This window comes from Dysgonomonas sp. Marseille-P4677 (assembly GCF_016652235.1).
Classification (GTDB): domain Bacteria; phylum Bacteroidota; class Bacteroidia; order Bacteroidales; family Dysgonomonadaceae; genus Dysgonomonas.
Window position 1 is genome coordinate 1 of the sequence record NZ_JAEPKU010000085.1, and the last position, 18,004, is coordinate 18,004.

The following is an 18,004-nucleotide window of genomic DNA, read 5'->3' on the forward strand; positions in this document are numbered from 1 at the left end:
TAATCATACTATGCAGTATAAAATAAAAGCCTCGGGAGCTATAAACAATATAATAAACCTCCCTGCCTCAAAAAGTATAAGTAATAGAGCTTTAATCTTAAATGCTCTGAGTTTAAGCCCTTTTAATATAGCAAATCTGTCTGATTGCGATGATACTAATGTTATGGTAGAGGCTTTCAAGTCGGGGAATAGTCTTATTGATGTGAAAGCTGCGGGTACATCTATGCGCTTTCTTACGGCTTTTCTTGCCATTACACCTGGCGAATGGGTGATAACGGGAACAGAACGGATGAAGGAGCGTCCAATACATTTGTTGGTAGATGCATTAATCTCCTTAGGAGCACGTATTCAATATTTAGGAAAAGTAGGCTTTCCTCCGTTAAAGATAAAAGGGACTTCTCTTAATGGAGGAGAAATATTTTTGTCAGGCGATGTTAGTTCCCAATTTATATCGGCTCTATTGATGATTGCACCAACGATGAGCAAAGGATTAACAATTCATCTTGAAGGTGATATTATTTCAATCCCTTATATAAAGCTTACTTTGGGTATGATGGCTCAATATGGAGTGAGAACTCATTGGGATGGAAGAACTATAAAAATACATCCGGAAGAATATAAAGCAACACATTATACGGTTGAATCGGACTGGTCGGCAGCTTCATATTGGTACGAAATAGCAGCGTTATACGATGATTCTCATATTGAGTTGAAAGGGCTGTTTCGTGACAGTATGCAGGGTGATTCAAAGGTCGCAGAATTATTCTTAGATTTGGGTGTAGCCACTGAATATACAGAAAATGGTGTTGTTCTTACAAAAACCGGAAAAAAGACTAAAAAGCTATTTCATAATTTTGTAAACGAACCTGATTTAGCCCAAACTTTTGCTGTTACCTGTTGTATGATGGGAATACCTTTTATGTTTACAGGACTTCAGACTTTGAAAATAAAAGAAACAGATAGGATAGAGGCTTTGAAGAATGAACTTAAGAAATTAGGGTATTTACTTTACGATAGTGAAAATAGTATTTTGGAATGGAATGGTGAGAAATGTGAGCCAGATCCCGATCCTGTTATAAAAACATATGAAGACCATCGTATGGCTATGGCATTTGCACCTGCTGCTATTAAGCTTGATCATATCAATATTGCAGAACCTAAAGTTGTGACAAAATCGTATCCACGTTTCTGGGATGATTTGAAATCCGTAGGTTTTATAATAGAAGAATAAACTTATTAACACCTTAAGCAATTTTGCTGATGCGAAATTTAATTCTATTGTTATCTGTTTTTATATTGCCTTTAACTATGCTCGCTCAGAGAATAGAAAAGAGTGAAGTTAATCCGATAACAGGGAAAATTTTAACTTACACATCATGGACAGAGTTTGGAGCTAAGTCGGTTTATACACCTGAAAATCTTCGCTCAATATCCTTTATGCTTAGATCTGAAGATGAAAAAGTATTTATTCATTTTAGATGGTACGATGGAGTAAATCATGTAGATAAAGATTCTGAATTATTGTTTAAGATGAGTGATGGTTCAATAACTATTTTAAGAGCGACACATGATTTTACGGCGAATGTGAATGTTTATTCATCATTGGATAAGACATATAGCAGTTCTACAATGCATGTAGTGTATGAGGGAGACTTGTCTGCATTGACCAATGATAATCTCATCGAAAATATTCAATTTAAGACAATTTATGGATCTCAAATATATGAGTTGAGTAGGAAAAGTGCCGAAAAAGTACTTAAAGCTTATAGATTGATTCTAGATGAAATCAAATAATATAATAATTGAGTAGAAAATTCTTTTAATCTAAACGATATCCGAATTGGCGGAGTAGGTTATCCCTGCTTCGCCAATCTTTTTCAACCTTGACGAATATTTGTAGGAATATCTTTTTTTCGAAAAATCGTTCAATATCTTTTCGAGCCATGGTTCCTACCTTTTTCAGAGCAGCACCCTGATGTCCGATTATAATCCCTTTTTGAGTATCACGTTCGGCGACGATCAATGCCCGTATATTTATTATATCTTTTTCTTCTTTAAATTCTTCAACTACAACCTCCACCGAATACGGAATTTCTTTTTGATAATAAAGAAGTATTTTCTCCCGGATTATTTCAGTTACAAAGAAACGGGCTGGTCGATCTGTTAATGCATCTTTCTCGAAATAAGGAGGAGATTCGGGTATTAAATCGATTATTCTTCGTTTTATTGTATCAATATTAAATTTGTTAAGTGCCGAAATCGGATATATCTCAGCCTTCGGTAGTAACTCTCTCCATTGTCTTACCAAAGTTTCCAGTTCGGCCTGATTGGTCTGATCTATTTTGTTGATCAACAGTAGTACAGGTGCTTCTACATTTTGTACTTTATATAGGAAATCTTCATTTTTATCTGTCTTCTCAATTACGTCGGTCATGTACAGCAACACATCAGCATCACTTAAGGCCGATACAGAAAAGTTTAGCATCGATTCTTGTAATTTATAGTTCGGACGAAGGACTCCCGGAGTATCGGAATATACAATCTGGTATTCTTCAGTATTTACAATACCCAAAATACGATGACGAGTAGTCTGCGCCTTTGATGTTATAATAGATACCTTTTGACCTACTAATAGATTCATCAATGTTGACTTCCCCACATTTGGATTACCTACTATATTTACAAATCCCGATTTGTGCATGCTGTATATATTCTAATTATGATAAGACAAAAGTACAAAAGATTTTATCAAATTAGAAAGATTAACTATACCTTCTGTTTAATGTTTGATATTAAGCCGTGAAAATATTATTTTTGTTAAGTCTATTACCTGGAAGTGATATTTATACCCAAATAATAAATAGGTCTGCAACCTAAAAAAATCAAAGTAAAAAATGAAGAATATACTTTTGTTATCTTTCTTGTTATTAAATTTTGCAACAATGGAAGCCCAGTCAAGCAAGGAATTATTGGCTTTAAATAGTTATCTTATTCCGAAGGATAAAAAAGGAGCTGTGGTCGGACATATTCCGGCACTTCATGGAGAGAAGTTTGTATTGGCAAAAGATACCTCCGGCCTTTTTATGATAAATAAGCAAGGGCAGATACAGCTAAAAAAGGATAAAAAGCTTACTGATGCATCACCATATCGTTATGAACTTACAATTGCGACAAATGTGGGTAATAAGACATTTGAACTGGTAAAAGATGACTTTATCCGTAATAAAGTAATTGCCCATCGTGGCGCATGGAAGAATCATGACGCAAGTCAGAACTCATTAAAATCGTTAGAGAAAGCGATTGAAATCGGTTGTGAAGCATCCGAATTTGATGTGTGGCTGTCTTCAGATAATGTTGTGGTGCTTTCACATGATCCTATTATAGGAGGTAAGACTGTGGAAAATACTCCGGCTAATGAACTATTTCAAATAGAACTGAAAGATGGTAATCGTTTACCAAGTTTAGAAGAATATATTTCATGTGTAAAAAAACAGAATAAAACTCGATTGGTACTGGAAGTCAAAACATCTCAAAAAGGAAAGGAAAGATCAGAGGCTGTGGCGGACTCTGCAGTACAGGTTGTTCATCGAATGAAGGCACAGGCATGGGTCGATTATATTACCTTTAGTTTCGATGCTGCTAAACGGATAAGAGAATTAGATCCTACAGCGAATGTATTGTATCTCGAGTCAGATAAAACATTAGAAGTTTTAAAGGATGCTAAGATGTCAGGTATTGATTACCACCTTAGTAATTTTCAGAAAGATGGGGAGCTAGTCCGTAAAGCAAAGGATATGGGGCTATTGACTAATGTTTGGACCGTAAATAAAGAGGAGGATATGAAGGCTATGCTGCAACTAGGGATTGATTATGTGACAACTGATGAGCCTGAATTGCTATTGAAATTAATTGATGGTTCGAATAAATAATCAAACATAATAAATAAAAAAAGCACTGGAAAATAATACTTTCAGTGCTTTTTTATTTATTATAGAAATATGGATTGAAGTTATGGATTTTTATTACTAATTCTATCTATATAGTATAACCTCTAAAATTAAATGTTATGGGTAAATCAGGTTTATATCCCGTATGTCTGATGCTGATGATCGGGTCATGTATATTATACCAATTTTTAGGTAACCCTTTAGATTATAGTAAATTGGTAATAGCCTCAAATAAGGAGATAAATCAACACAGGCTCAGCTTACCAGAGTTTAGAGAAAAAGATGATGCTGTTTCGACTTTACAAATGGCTGTGCAGATAGCAAAACCTGTATTAATGACTAAATATGAAAAAGGAGCTTTAGTGGCTGATAATAGATTTTTTGTGACTCTTTACGATGGAGTTTGGACTGTTTCAATAGGAGAGGGAGATATGTGTGAAGTAAGAATTGATAAGAAAACAGGTGAACTTCTTAATGATCTAAGAGAGGACTAAAGTTCTTCAGGATAAAAGGCTGCCCCCTTAGCCTCCCGGCTTGGTTAGGTAATGAATACTCTCAAATCTTCTCATCACTTGTAATCAAGTCGGGATTTCTTGTATGTTAATATAAACTAGTATAAATAAGAAAGTCCGGATCAAACCGGACTTTCTTTATTCTTTTTCCTTTTCCAAGTATGAAAAGGTTGTGATATAATTATCCGGTACTGCTTTGTCATTCACAGTCCCTGATATTTTGACCGCACTTACCATATTATTATCATTGTATGTGTAATCATATTTAAGATCTCCATAAATAGATGATTTCCCTGTTTCCTCGATATGAGTGATAACTGCCCCGACAATATTATTCTTACTCTTTTTTCCTAAATACTTAGATAAAAAAGGTAGGTTATTCATTAGCCAGCATCCATTTGCTGCAAATGTCATAGTATTGTATAGCATTTCATAGGAGTATCCGGCTGGTATAGCATGTCCTTTGTTATCATATGTATAGGCGTGCTTATATGTATTACCATATCTTGTAGAAAGTACTTCTATGATATTCCCGTTTTCTATCGTATACTTTTCAGTGTGTCGTAGTGATGAAGGCCTACCTGTTGTTCCATAGCTTTCGAGTTGAATCATGTATCCTTCAGCATTATAAAAAAGAGCCAGAGAATCATCTATTGATTTATTCTTTGAGATACCTGCATCGGAGACTCTTTCTGTATAACTTAAGTGTAGAATATATTCAGCCTGTTTTTTATCATTGAGCTGTACCAACATACTATCGTAAACAGTTGTACTACCATTTTGTCTCAATTTTGAAAAAGAGATTCTCTCGTCAGTATAATCTATTGAGATAAAATCGCTATTAAGTATATCTATTGTTTTTAAAACATCATTATCGTCATACGATAATGTAAAATCTTCACGACTAAGTGAACCTAATTTGCTTTCTGGATAGTCAACTCTTTCCAATAGCCAATAGGGTTGAGGTTCTTTTGCAGGATGATAAAGCATTATAATTTCTTCATCGGAACACGAAAAAATCGAAATAGCCAGTAAGATTAGCGTTGTGTAGTGTCCTAAGGATTTCATTTTTTATTAAAACTAAATTATATAGATGACAGTACTTAAATATTGTATTATTGTTGAGATTTCTTCTATAATAGGAATAAAAGTCAAAGACTCTAGCTTAAATGTTGTTTACGGCCTCAAAGATAATATATTATATCTAAATATATATGCATCAGATAAAAACATCATGTTAAATTATAGTTTTGAGAAATAAAGGATTTTGATATCTTGAATTATATATATCTTTATCGCTCTGAAAAAATACTAAATAATATAAAACATGAGATCACGATTTTTTTTAGTTTTCTTATTCTTATCAATTACGATAAGTCTTTCTTCTCAAAAAAAACAAACTTTGTCCGAGATTTATACTCTTGCTCCGGTAGCGGTAAAAGATCCTCTGATTATAGATTCCCTTAATCTTAAAGGCGAAAAGTATTCGGTGAAAGATCTTTTAAAAATGAAATTGACAATACCTGAGCAGTCGGATTTTGTAAGACCTTTGAAATCAGATACAGCAGGCTATTTTTATGCAGAGAAACCAAAGGAAGGTTCTACTTTCCAACTATTTTCTTTTTATGTAAATGGAGATAGGTATGCTAAAGCAAACCTTAAAGTAACTTCGCCTAATTTGCTTGAGCTCTATGTAGATGGTAAATTGGTTGCTTCCAAAACAACAAAGGAAGATAATCTACGTACTGAGAAAGAAATAACAGCTACATTCAACCCTTATCCATTATCAAGCCGTGTAGTAATCAAATTATTGGCATCATCAGATGACAAGGCTTCGGCAGCAGTGAAAGTTGTTTTAGAAAATGAGAAAAATGATTCTCAGACAATATTTTCAGTGGTTGACTCAGATAAGAGAACCGTGAATTTTACAGATATGTTATTGGGTAAGCGGGTGACTAGTACAAGTATCTCTCCTAATGGTCAGTATCTATTGATAGGATACCGTAATACATTTGGAGAAAAAGGCTTGTCTACAACTCAACTCTATGATATAAAAACAGGGAATAATATACAAATAGATATTGATGGCAAGAAAAGACAATTGAATTGGATGCCTCTAAGTAATAAGTTATTTTATATATCAAAAACAGAAGAAGGTACAGATTTAGTAACAGTTGATCCTGCTACATTAGTAGAAACAATTTTGGCTAAAAATATTCCCGATGAGTTTATATATTTCTCTCCTGATGAAAGGTCGTTCTTTTATACAAGACAAGAGAAAGGAGAAGAGGCCAAAGGTGATTTAAAGCTATTACAATCTCCGGAAGATCGTCAACCCGGTTACACAAATCGCTCGTTTATCCATAAATACGACATCAGATCAGGTCTGAGTCAACAACTGACTTACGGGGCCCATTCGACAAGGTTGAATGATATTAGTAGTGATGGTAAACAAATCTTATTCTCTATAACGGATGAAACTATAACTGAACGCCCATTTCGAAAATATTCTATGTTTAAACTTGACTTGGCTACAATGCAGGTCGATACTTTATGGTCTAATGAAGGATTTGCGAATGGATCTTCTTTTTCTCCGGATGGAAAAAAAATATTAATTACAGGTGCAGGAGAGGCTTTTAATGGCATTGGACTGAATATTGCACAGGGGCAGATAGCTAATAGCTATAATGGACTGGCATTTATTATGGATTTGGCATCAAGGGAAATAGATCCGATAGCAAAAGATTTTAATCCTAGCATAGAAGGTGTTTTCTGGAATAAAAAAGATAATCAAATCTATTTCCGTACTACAGATCAGGATTATGTAAACATATACTCTTATAACACAACTAATAAGACATTTACTAAGCTTCCATTGAATGAGGATGTTATAAGATCTTTCAATGTATCTGATAATTCATTGCAAGCTGTGTATTTTGGTGTAAGTCAATCTAATTCAACACGAGCTTACATCTATGATTTAAAAAGTCAGAAATCAACATTGGTGGCTGATCCTTATAAGGAAAGGCTTTCGCAAATAACGCTGGGAAAAGTAGAAGATTGGAATTTTACTAATTCTGTGGGTACAGAAATTAAAGGAAGTTTTTACCTTCCTCCTCATTTCGATACATCTAAAAAATACCCTATGATTGTATATTATTATGGAGGGACAACGCCTACTTCCCGTACATTCGAAGGCCCATATCCGGGGCATGTATTTGCTTCACAGGGTTATATTGTATATGTGATTCAGCCTAGTGGTGCCACCGGTTTTGGACAAAAGTTTGCTGCATTACATGTTAATGCCTGGGGAAAACGTACAGCAGAGGATATAATTGAAGGAACCCAACAATTTATAAAAGAACATTCTTTTGTCGATGATAAAAAGATTGGATGTGTAGGTGCATCATATGGCGGATTTATGACTATGTATTTACAAACACAGACAGATATGTTTGCGGCTGCTGTATCTCATGCCGGTATTAGTTCCATTAGTAGTTATTGGGGTGAAGGTTACTGGGGATATACATATAGTTCGGGCGCAAGCGCACATAGTTATCCATGGAATAACCCGGACTTGTATATAAAACAGAGTCCGTTGTTCAGTGCCGATAAAGTGCATACTCCTATTTTATTCACACACGGGACTGTGGATACAAATGTGCCTATAGGCGAGAGTATTCAGATGTATACAGCCTTGAAGATATTAGGCCGCCCAACTGAATTTATACAAGTAAAAGATGAAAATCACGGAGTGGTGAATTACAAACGTCGTGTAGAATGGAATAATTCGATAATGGCTTGGTTCTCCAAATGGCTGAAAGACGATAATAGCTGGTGGAAAGGATTATATCCGAATAGTAAACTTTAATAGATATAGGAAGGCAAGAATGAAAAGATTCTTGCCTTTTTTATAATGTAAGAATAAGCCCCAATCGTACAAAGAATTGATTGTTACCTTTCGATATATTAATATCATATCCCGTTTTTACATAAAAAAGGCTATAGGCACACATTACATTAGGGGTTATTACAATACCATTATAATCACGATTATAAAAATTACGCAAATATCCTGCGTCAAGTGATATCCAGAACAGCCCTTTGTCTGCATTGTCGCCAAAAATTATATTTGCAAAATCAACGGTTGGTGAAATAGACTTGATATTCAACCCTGAAAGTTTGGTACGGCCTCCTGTATACTCCAATCCACCAACGAGAAAGAAATTAACATCTCCGGTTAATTTATAATACGGAGCATGTAAATTAGCTGCAAATTGGACCTTCTCACTTTTAGCTATTTGTACTCCTGCACCGATCATCTGAGCCGATACTGTTTGCAAAATGAGCATGAAAATGAAAGTAAGGTATAGCTGTTTTATTATTTTCATCTATACTTATTTTATTATCTATTGCCTGACCAAAGGGAGTGTCGAACACCTAAGCAATCCTCCCATTTTTGATACTTCGAAATAGGGTATGGACTCTACCGTTAATCCCCACTCATCGCTCATATGGCAGTTGAGACGCTTAAAATGCTTTTCGCTAACAACTACCTTGGGTGAAATAGAAAACACATTCGTGTTCATATAATACATCTCTTCTTGTGTGATTTCAAAAATATTCTTTTTCCCGAAGAAATCTACTAAATATTTATAATCTTTTTCATTTCTGAAACCATTTTTATAAATGATTGCTTTACCTTCCCCTACTGGCATAAAAGTGCAATCGAGATGTAAAATACCTTTTCGAGGATTAGTGTCATTTTTTTCGAGTTCCAATGCTATAAACTCCTTTTCTGGAAATAATTCTTTCAAAAAAGAAATAGCATAAGCATTAGTACGTGCTGTTTTATATTCAGGGTAATCATTCTCCATATATGTGCCCACAAAGATGGTATCATTGTATAAAACAATATCTCCGCCTTCCACGTGTGCTTTTTCGGGCAGATTATATATTTTGTTGAATGCAATATTATTGTATATGGGAGCATAGGCTTCTTGTTCATCAGCTCTATCGGGAATAATGTTCGACGTAATAATCATATCGTTGATTACAAAGGCTACATCGCGGGCATACACCTGATTGCAGTTGGGTAATATAAGAGGCCTCAATACTTCTACATCATACTTTAGAAGCACCTTTTCGAAGGCAGACATTTCTAATGCTATGTTTTCCTCGGTTGGATAATTGCCTTTCTGTACAGATTCATATGATTTCGCATCGTAGGTTTCGTCTAATGTCGGAGCCTTTCCTAAAGAGTAGGGTTGCCCCAGTACAACAGTCTTGAGACAAGCAGTCTCATTTTGTATATTGAGAATCATAGTCTTATTTTTTCTAGTATGCAAATATACTGTTTTCAAGTTTCTTACGAAAATGGGGCCTCTGCCAGTAGCTTTATGTTTTAATAATTATCTTTGTTCATAGTATTTTATTACAAATTTGAAATTACACAATGAAGAGGATTGCAATAACAGGGGCTGCCGGAAATCTAGGTGGTTTATTAGCTCAAGGGTTAGTAAATATGGATGTGAATCTAAATTTATTGATACACAAAAAAGATGTACCTGAAAATCTGAAGGCGAAAAATAATGTCTCGATATTTAAAGTAGATTTGGCGGATCCGTCGACATTGAGTAATGCACTTGAAAATGTAGATGTAGTTATTCATTTTGCAGGCATATTATTTAAAGCCAATCCCGAAAAGTTCTTGCCTGTTACCAATACGCAATATTTTTCTAATCTACTGGAAGTCGCTGCTAAGCAGAGGTTAAAGCGTATTATTCTGATCAGTTTTCCTCATGTAGAAGGAGAGAGTACACCTGATAGTCCTGCAAAAGGAATCCTAAGTGGAAATCCTGAATCTATGCATGCAAAGACCCGTTTGGAAGAAGAAAGACTTTTATTTTCGTATGGTGAGAAATATAATTTTGAGGCAGTATCTTTACGAGTAGGAATGGTTTACGGAGAAGGTATATTGATGATTGATGCAGGCCAGTGGTTTGCTCGTCATTGGTTACTTGGTGTATGGAAGAAACCAACCTATATCCATCTTATATCTAAAGTTGACTTTGTTGATGCGACTATCGCTGCTGTATTAAAATCTGATATCCGTGGTATTTATCATTTGGGAGATGACGGAATACAAACATTGCAGCAATTTCTTGATGATATCACGATATACAAAGGGCATCATAAGCCATGGCGTATGCCTGTTTGGATGATAATGACCGCGGCTAGAGTCTTTGAATTATTTTCTGCAATAATAGGAACACGAAGTCCATTGACTGTCGATTTTGTGAAAATAGGTATGGCTTCTTATTATGGCGATACCCGACGCATGAGAAAAGATCTATTACCTGTACTTAAATATAGTACTTATAAAGAGGGGATAGGGCTATTTTAAAAACAAAAAGAGTGCCTAATTATAATTAGACACTCTTGATATATAAATGAAAATATCTTATTATTTCTTCATTTCTTTAAACTTATATACAATAATGTTGTCTCCTACTTTTGATTCAACACCTTCCGCACTTTTTGTATATATCTCTAGATTACCCTTTAAAGTAAAAGTTATAACATTTGTAGCTTTGTTATATTTAGCATCTTCAGAAGTTAAGTTCTTGATGATAATTTTAGTCGGGTTTGAACTGGCATACCAGTTTTTAATGTATGCAGGAATCTCTATTCTTTCAACTTTATCTAAAGTCGCGAAGCTAAAAGTATAATGTGAATCATCGGGAGATTTTTTAAAGTTGGAAGTAACTATTGGACCTCCAATTTCCTCTGGAGAGAAAATGAAAAGATTGAGTTCTCCATTGTTAGTGGTTGAAGCTACGAACTGAGTTGTGGCATTTTGATCGTTGATTGGAGCATAAGTTCCTAAAGAAAGACTAATATCTACTTTACCATTTTGAGTGCCGATTATTTCCGATTTGTCATACAATGTATAATCAGGCTCTATTACCGGATCATCACCTCCACAAGCTGTGAAAGCAAATACTGTACCTATTGTTAATAATGTAAAAAGTAATTTTCTCATAATTGTTTCATTTTTTTTAGTTTGCGTACCAAGTTTTTATTCTAATGTGGGTAGCAAAGTTAATATTTTATGTAGATAATTGCTATTTTCAGCATTAATAAAATAGTTTTTCTTGTCTGAGGTTTAATATAAATTATTACCTTTATAGACCTTGTAATCTTTTTATGCCATGATTTACAATAATATAAAGATCGAAATAAGGCAAGAGCAAGCTTGTGATTATCCGATGGTGTATGATGTCAATTTAAAAGCATTCAAACGAAAAGCTGAAGCCCGATTAACAGATCGTTTACGTCTTAGTGACGCTTTTATCCCCGAGTTATCTTTAGTTGCGATAGTCGATAAAACAGTCGTCGGCCACATTTTATTTACCAAAATCAGTATTGATGATGACGGTTTACAATCAGAAAGCCTTTCTCTTGCACCGATGGCAGTGTTACCCGAAATGCAATCCAAGGGAGTAGGTAGCCGTTTGGTCGATTATGGCCTTGATCGGGCAAGAAGCCTGGGTTATAAGTCTGTCATAGTTATAGGGCATGCGAAATATTATTCACGATTTGGCTTCGAGCCTACTTCCAAGTGGCAAATAAAAGCACCTTTCCATGTTCCCGCTAATGCATTTATGGCTATAGAGCTTGTTGAAAATAGTCTTTCGGGAATAAAAGGTATAGTAAAATATGCAAAAGAATTTATAGAGATATAATCATAACCTTTGCTTAAATAAGCTTATCAATAAGTTTTCTCAGTTTATCGGGGGTTATTATTTCATTTGTTTGAAATCTTCCATTAATAAACAAACTATAAGTAGTTATAGGGCAGATATGGCCTTGAGCCATCTCTTTTGTGGTTATCAGGTGTAATCGTATCGGATAATCAGATTCCAATATTATCGGTTTCAGCAAATTAGTATAAGGAACGGTAAAAGGACATTGCGCCGTAAAAAATATATCGATACCTTTTATACCTTCTCCCATACCTTGACTTGCATAATCATTGAACCGAGGTAATGGAGCATTCTCATCGAAACGTTTTACAATTAATTCAAAAAACGGAGGACAGGTATCGCACACCTCATAACCATGCTTCAGCATAAAACCTTTATCGGATAGAAACGGCTTTTTTTTATTCCCAACGATTAATGTTATACCTTTATAACCCTGGTCTTTAGCCTCTGATTCGCATTCTGCTAATAATTGCCTTCCATATCCTTGTCCTTTAAAAGATCCCGAGACCCAAAAGCAATTGATAAATATATAACCGTCGGCCTCGATTGGTGCCCATGCATTCTTTGCAGGTAAATACTCAATGAAAACTTTGCCCCGTGTATCCAGCTTCTTAAACTTCAGGCCTTCCTGCATTCTGCATTTAAGCCATTCTTTTTTTGCTTTTACTCCGGTTTCCGTAGATTTGCTACTGATAGAACAGCATATATGTTCTTCTTGGAGATTGTCGTTTGATAAGGTAATTATATTCATATTTTAACTAAAAGGTGACAAAGGTGACACTTTATGGTATGTTTTCTATATGTCCACTTTGTTCTATTAATTGTCTATTCTTTATTTTACTAAAAAGTAACAAAAGTAACATGTTTTTGTCCCTGTCAAAGTTGTTATTTCTTAGAGTCAGGCTACTCATATTATTCTCTGGATATAGATAAATGAAAGTGCTTATGCATTAATTTTTGGAGATATAGGGAGATATATTTCTGTTATAATCTCATCTTCGGCTACTTTATCCGGATTATTAAGATATTTTTCAAAAGCTCCACCTTTCCTTAATTTGTAATTACTCTTGGGTAGCCATTTCATGTATATATTGTAGTACATATTCAATAATCCGTCGTACGAACCCTTAAGTGTAAATATAGCATACAAACCGCCATTTATACTCTGTATGCCGAAAGGACCACTAGGTTTTACTTCTTCTTCGATTGTAAAACAAGCATAGAAACGGCAGTTTTTAGGCAGGGTTATAGTCGGATTATCGAAACTAAGCCCGAGAAACTCTGTCTTAGGATTGATTAGATTATTCTCCTTAGCAAACTTCCCCAGTTTTTTCCATGCTGTACGATAGGGCTCATTAGCCCCATATTGACTTATGATACGTATATAAATAACTTTTTTTTCTTCTATTTCTCTTATATCAGGTGCCAGATTAATTATTGCCCGTTCATTCCTCGCAAAGAAATTGAAGGGATCTTTTTCTTGAGAACGAAATGCGGAAGGAGATATTCCAAAATGTTTTTTGAAAGCTTTTGATAAAGCATATTTTGTCCCATAGCCTGTTTTACTTGCTATTTCGTCCAGATTATACCTCGTCATTTGCAAATGTTCTGCAATGTATTCAAGCTTTATTCTGTTTGTGTACTCGCCTATATTCTCACCTATAATGGATTTAAAAATACGATGAAAATGATATTTGGAAATATTAGCAATCAACGACAATTGTTTTATATCCGGTGTTTCGAACAAATGGCTATTGATATAATCAATAGCCTTATTTACAGCTTTCTCATATTCATTTTGTGTTGCTTTCTTCATTCTGTAATTTATGTATTAGCCCAACGTTTAAGCTTAGGAAAATACGCTTTCATTTGTACTATGGCTTCTTCTTTTGTGTATTTTACTTCAGAGTCTTTATTAAACTCTTCTACAAAACCCGCACAATGTTCTATCATTTGATCCATTGTCAGATCCTGAGTGAACTTACCGTCTGCGAAGCAAAAGTGGCAGTAATCATCATTTCTACTTTGGTCAGTATTTAACCCGAAGTCTTCATCTGTTTTTAGTGGCATACCACAACTTTGACAAAATTTTTGATCCATTTTTCTAATATTTAGTGATTAATATGTTTCTGCAAATAAAAGGTATTTGGGAGATATTAAAGTTATCCATTCTTGCTAATATTTATATTGCGACGATAATGTTATAGTTAAAATATATAAGTTCTGTTTTGATTTTAATTCTGTAAATATGTTGTTTTCAGGCATGTTTTATTGTGCTTTATTGTGATCAAAGATATTAATTAAAGTTAAATTGCAAACACAAGATTAATCCTTTCAACTGAAAATATATCAAAGATACAAAGAGATGAAAATTAGTATTCACCTTTAATATTTAAAGTTATGAAAAAGTTTTTATTAATAATAGCATTGTTTATCGGTGTATCATCATTTTATAATACAACTGAAGCTCAAAATATAAGTGTAAATATAAATATTGGCCGTCAACCGGCATGGGGCCCTGTAGGATATGATTACGTAAACTATTATTATTTTCCGGATATAGATTGTTACTACGATGTGAATATCGGTATGTTCTATTATATGAACAGGGGTAGATGGATATCAGCTCGTTACTTGCCATATGCTTACCGTAACTACGATTTATACGGACTTTATAAAGTAGTGCTTAATGTAAATGAGCCTTGGAGATATCATCGTAACCATTACCGCGACTATGCACGTTACAGGGGACATAAAAACCAGATAGTTATCCGCGATAGTCATGATAAGCGTTATCACAACAGCCGTAACAATAGAGTGACTTGGTACTCAGATGATAACAGACATTCGGGTTATAATAATTTTAATAAGAATGATCGTAAGTATAGCTCCGGACGCTTGGAGAATAATAACCGCAAGGACTATAACAACAATCGAAAAGATTATAAGAACGACCGTAAAAAAGATTCAGATCGTAAAGAATATAACAATAGAAAAAGCACAAGTTCAGATAGGAAAGGGAGTATAAACGGACGCTCTTCAGCAGGACGTAGCAGCGCAGACAATAAAGTTACACGCCCTTCGTCAAACAATAGAGGCGATTTCCGAATGGCATCAAATACTGAGCGAGGTACAAAAAATAGGTAATTTGGTTCTTAGGTATAAAAAGGTTAAGGTGAATCAGTATGATTAGGTGTATATTTGAAAAGATATACACCTTATCTTTATAGAGATTATAAGAAAATTATATCTTTGTCTCCAATCACAAACTACAAAATCAATTTTAAATGAAAAAGTATTTATTTATTCTGCTTTTCTTATTAGCCTTTTCTCAATTATTAAGGTCTCAAGAGTCCATTTCATTGTATAGAGATGATATTGTTGGGCGCTGGATAGAACAAAAGCGAATAGAGGGAGATAAAGAAATAGTAGCCGGAGAGTATCCTGATACATATATTTTTCGTGACACTGGTGTTTTCCATAAAGGAGAGGCTTCGGAAGGGGTGATTCTTTTCAATATTACAGGTCGGTATAAAATAGAAAATGATATCATATCAATTATATATGCAGATTATTTGCAGGATATGGATAAACGCAAAGAACCTAAGCTTTTGTCTTTTAAAGTACTTTCCATATCAGATGAGGGTATGTTGGTCTCTGTCACCGATTATGAAAAAAAATACCGGATGATCTTGAAAAGATAAGAAATATAGAGCCTCTTTTAGGTTGCTTATTATTAGATAGTAACATATTTTATATTAATGAATTTATAATTAAAAAGATACATTGATACTCTTATTTCAAAAATGTGTATCTTTGCACCCTTTACGGTATTGCACAAAGCTTATTCTACAAAACAATGAAACAAACCTTATATATATTATTAATTATTGCAATAAGTTTGGCCAGTTGCGCTAACAATGGCGATGAGCCTACCCCAACCCCAATACCGCCCAATCCACCGGTGGTATTGTCTGCCGATGCAGTTATCGGAATCTGGGAGACTTATTATTATACAAAAGCTATAAGAGCCAATCCGGGTACATCTTCTGAAGTATCGTATCAAGGATTGCGGCTGATTGATTATGACGGTTTTAAAACGGAGTTCTATAAGTCAGAAGATAACACATATAGATTCAAAAGCGTAAATGTGCTGAATGATCTGATTGACGAGGGTATTTATTGGGTTAATGAAGATACTCTTAAATTTAAATTTGAAATTAAACCCGGTAAAGATACTCTGACGTGGCAAAAAGTACGGGTCTTCGATTCTGCAAAAGGGATTCTTAAAACAGATGCCTCATATTGGGGTACAAATAATAATAAGGTAAAATATATTATTACTGATACAAAATGCCAGCGTAATATTGATATAAATCCCGAATACAGCGATGTGAATCCGGCTAAAGTGAAAATTGATTTTGATTATTTAGCAAAAACTAAATGGGAGATATATTCTTTTGCTTATTACGAGGGAGGACAGTATAGAGACAGAGAAAGTACTCTAGGTGGGGATACGCTAAAGGGACTTACTTACCGTTTTTATACAGATCCAACTGGAGAGCGGAGATGTCATCTAACACAGCGTATTCCGGGAACGGACGAATTGGGTGAAAAAGATCTGCCTATTGTTATTGTAGATGATGTAATCTCTTTTGTCGATGTTGAGAGAGATTCTTCTGGGAAGATCATAAAGGGAACGGATAATAGCTTCTTCATGTGGGCGAGAGAATGGAAAGAAAGATATGGTGTAGAGTCGTTTATAGACTGGAAGGAAGAGCGTTTTCAGGATGATATATCTGTTGTTATCCGAACAGAGTCATTTGTGCGTCGGGTAAGTGATTAAGGAATTAGCAATAAATATAGGTATAGAGCAATTTTGAGTCATTTCACTATTGCTCTAATTTTTTATATTCCCATTTGTCATCTTTAAAAGAAAGTACAAGGGAATCTGAAGTGAGTGTTTTAATGTCTAGCATCCGAAAAGGGATACTGTCCTTATATAAGGTTAATTCATAGTTGTGTATAGTATATATAAACTCCATAGTATCTTTCCAGTCTGACATATATTGCCTGCATCTGTCTTCTTCAAAAATCAGATAGGTAAGATCCTTGGTGTAATCTACTTCAACCGTATCATAAACACTTCTATCGGCTTCTATCAGCAGCCACTTACCTTGTATGAGATCTGTATTTACTTTGTCACTATTGTATGGGGTGCAGTTTACAAAGGTAAAAATAGAAATCAATATAGAGACTGTTGCTATAATCCTGTTCCTTTCCATTTGGGTGTCTTATTTAATGCAAAATAAGGAATAATATTCGATTCAGCATACTTGTTAACTAAAAAATAGCTTCAAACAAATCTGATATACATTTTTACTATTATATTTGTTTTTTGTCTTGAATACAAAATATGTAGAAAAATGAAAACAATAGGAAATATCATTTGGGTTTTATTCGGTGGTTTTATGATTGCCTTAGAATATTTTATAGCAGGGTTTCTATTGATGATAACTGTTGTCGGCATTCCTTTTGGCATACAATCGTTCAAACTAGGTATACTTGCGCTTTGGCCTTTTGGAAGTAAAGTTGTAGCCGACGAGCAATCTTGGGGATGTTTGAGTTTCGTGATGAATATTATTTGGATTATTATCGGTGGATTCTGGATTGCTCTCACTCATTTGTTCTGGGGTATTGTCTTTTGTATAACTATAATTGGTATTCCATTTGGTAAACAACATTTTAAATTGATTCATTTGGCTCTATTCCCATT

The 18,004-nt window shown here is 34.4% G+C and carries 20 protein-coding genes; 11 read left to right on the forward strand and 9 right to left on the reverse strand.

Going from position 1 to position 18,004, the window contains the following annotated elements:
* Positions 1-10: 10 nt before the first annotated feature.
* Together JGH11_RS13625 and JGH11_RS13630 are read left to right on the forward strand one after the other, a co-directional pair.
* Positions 11-1,231: a 3-phosphoshikimate 1-carboxyvinyltransferase gene (locus JGH11_RS13625; protein WP_201112699.1), complete on the forward strand. Its 1,221-nt coding sequence runs from the start codon at positions 11-13 to the stop codon at positions 1,229-1,231.
* Positions 1,232-1,260: 29 nt separating this feature from the next.
* The gene (locus JGH11_RS13630) at positions 1,261-1,794 is read left to right on the forward strand and encodes a hypothetical protein (protein ID WP_201112701.1); all 534 of its coding nucleotides are present in this window, start codon (positions 1,261-1,263) and stop codon (positions 1,792-1,794) included.
* Between the two features lie 25 nt (positions 1,795-1,819).
* On the opposite strand, the gene era is transcribed toward JGH11_RS13630, so the two are convergent.
* Complete coding sequence (gene era / locus JGH11_RS13635; RefSeq protein WP_201112703.1) at positions 1,820-2,701, reverse strand: GTPase Era; 882 nt, start codon at positions 2,699-2,701, stop codon at positions 1,820-1,822.
* Positions 2,702-2,894: 193 nt separating this feature from the next.
* Here era and JGH11_RS13640 point away from each other — a divergent pair, with 193 nt between their 5' ends.
* Both JGH11_RS13640 and JGH11_RS13645 read left to right on the forward strand, forming a co-directional pair.
* Positions 2,895-3,929, forward strand: a complete 1,035-nt coding sequence (locus tag JGH11_RS13640) for a glycerophosphodiester phosphodiesterase family protein (protein ID WP_201112705.1) — start codon at positions 2,895-2,897, stop codon at positions 3,927-3,929.
* 137 nt (positions 3,930-4,066) lie between these two features.
* The gene (locus JGH11_RS13645; RefSeq protein WP_201112706.1) at positions 4,067-4,441 is read left to right on the forward strand and encodes a hypothetical protein; all 375 of its coding nucleotides are present in this window, start codon (positions 4,067-4,069) and stop codon (positions 4,439-4,441) included.
* Between the two features lie 156 nt (positions 4,442-4,597).
* Here JGH11_RS13645 and JGH11_RS13650 read toward each other — a convergent pair whose 3' ends face one another.
* Complete coding sequence (locus tag JGH11_RS13650) at positions 4,598-5,527, reverse strand: hypothetical protein (RefSeq protein ID WP_201112707.1); 930 nt, start codon at positions 5,525-5,527, stop codon at positions 4,598-4,600.
* A gap of 259 nt (positions 5,528-5,786) precedes the next feature.
* Here JGH11_RS13650 and JGH11_RS13655 point away from each other — a divergent pair, with 259 nt between their 5' ends.
* Entirely contained in the window at positions 5,787-8,330 is a 2,544-nt protein-coding gene (locus JGH11_RS13655) for a prolyl oligopeptidase family serine peptidase (RefSeq protein ID WP_201112708.1), read from the forward strand.
* 40 nt (positions 8,331-8,370) lie between these two features.
* Here the strand turns inward: JGH11_RS13655 and JGH11_RS13660 are convergent, their stop codons facing one another.
* Complete coding sequence (locus JGH11_RS13660; RefSeq protein ID WP_201112709.1) at positions 8,371-8,850, reverse strand: hypothetical protein; 480 nt, start codon at positions 8,848-8,850, stop codon at positions 8,371-8,373.
* Between the two features lie 18 nt (positions 8,851-8,868).
* Entirely contained in the window at positions 8,869-9,783 is a 915-nt protein-coding gene (locus JGH11_RS13665) for a dimethylarginine dimethylaminohydrolase family protein (protein WP_201112710.1), read from the reverse strand.
* Positions 9,784-9,914: 131 nt separating this feature from the next.
* Here JGH11_RS13665 and JGH11_RS13670 point away from each other — a divergent pair, with 131 nt between their 5' ends.
* A complete protein-coding gene (locus JGH11_RS13670; protein WP_201112711.1) occupies positions 9,915-10,865 on the forward strand; it encodes an NAD(P)-dependent oxidoreductase in 951 nt (316 codons plus the stop codon).
* Positions 10,866-10,925: 60 nt separating this feature from the next.
* Here JGH11_RS13670 and JGH11_RS13675 read toward each other — a convergent pair whose 3' ends face one another.
* Complete coding sequence (locus tag JGH11_RS13675) at positions 10,926-11,504, reverse strand: hypothetical protein (protein WP_201112713.1); 579 nt, start codon at positions 11,502-11,504, stop codon at positions 10,926-10,928.
* A gap of 169 nt (positions 11,505-11,673) precedes the next feature.
* Here JGH11_RS13675 and JGH11_RS13680 point away from each other — a divergent pair, with 169 nt between their 5' ends.
* Positions 11,674-12,207 carry a GNAT family N-acetyltransferase gene (locus tag JGH11_RS13680; protein ID WP_201112715.1) on the forward strand — a complete coding sequence of 178 codons (534 nt, stop codon included), beginning with the start codon at positions 11,674-11,676 and terminating at the stop codon, positions 12,205-12,207.
* 13 nt (positions 12,208-12,220) lie between these two features.
* Here JGH11_RS13680 and JGH11_RS13685 read toward each other — a convergent pair whose 3' ends face one another.
* The 3 genes from JGH11_RS13685 to JGH11_RS13695 form a co-directional block, all read right to left on the reverse strand.
* Positions 12,221-12,979 carry a GNAT family N-acetyltransferase gene (locus JGH11_RS13685; RefSeq protein WP_201112717.1) on the reverse strand — a complete coding sequence of 253 codons (759 nt, stop codon included), beginning with the start codon at positions 12,977-12,979 and terminating at the stop codon, positions 12,221-12,223.
* A 192-nt stretch (positions 12,980-13,171) separates the two neighbouring features.
* Positions 13,172-14,044 (reverse strand): GyrI-like domain-containing protein, encoded by an 873-nt coding sequence (locus JGH11_RS13690; protein WP_201112719.1) that lies wholly within the window; start codon positions 14,042-14,044, stop codon positions 13,172-13,174.
* 8 nt (positions 14,045-14,052) lie between these two features.
* Complete coding sequence (locus JGH11_RS13695; protein ID WP_201112721.1) at positions 14,053-14,328, reverse strand: zinc ribbon domain-containing protein; 276 nt, start codon at positions 14,326-14,328, stop codon at positions 14,053-14,055.
* A gap of 300 nt (positions 14,329-14,628) precedes the next feature.
* Between JGH11_RS13695 and JGH11_RS13700 the strand changes: the two genes are divergently transcribed.
* The 3 genes from JGH11_RS13700 (at position 14,629) to JGH11_RS13710 (ending at position 17,074) form a co-directional block, all read left to right on the forward strand.
* Positions 14,629-15,375, forward strand: coding sequence for a hypothetical protein (locus tag JGH11_RS13700; RefSeq protein WP_201112723.1), 747 nt, complete (start codon positions 14,629-14,631; stop codon positions 15,373-15,375).
* Positions 15,376-15,515: 140 nt separating this feature from the next.
* On the forward strand, positions 15,516-15,932 hold the full coding sequence (locus JGH11_RS13705) for a hypothetical protein (protein WP_201112725.1): 417 nt from the start codon (positions 15,516-15,518) through the stop codon (positions 15,930-15,932).
* Positions 15,933-16,087: 155 nt separating this feature from the next.
* A complete protein-coding gene (locus tag JGH11_RS13710) occupies positions 16,088-17,074 on the forward strand; it encodes a hypothetical protein (protein ID WP_201112726.1) in 987 nt (328 codons plus the stop codon).
* Between the two features lie 46 nt (positions 17,075-17,120).
* Here JGH11_RS13710 and JGH11_RS13715 read toward each other — a convergent pair whose 3' ends face one another.
* On the reverse strand, positions 17,121-17,513 hold the full coding sequence (locus tag JGH11_RS13715) for a hypothetical protein (protein WP_201112728.1): 393 nt from the start codon (positions 17,511-17,513) through the stop codon (positions 17,121-17,123).
* A 141-nt stretch (positions 17,514-17,654) separates the two neighbouring features.
* Between JGH11_RS13715 and JGH11_RS13720 the strand changes: the two genes are divergently transcribed.
* A partial coding sequence (locus JGH11_RS13720; protein WP_201112730.1) for a YccF domain-containing protein occupies positions 17,655-18,004 on the forward strand: 350 nt, incomplete at its 3' end.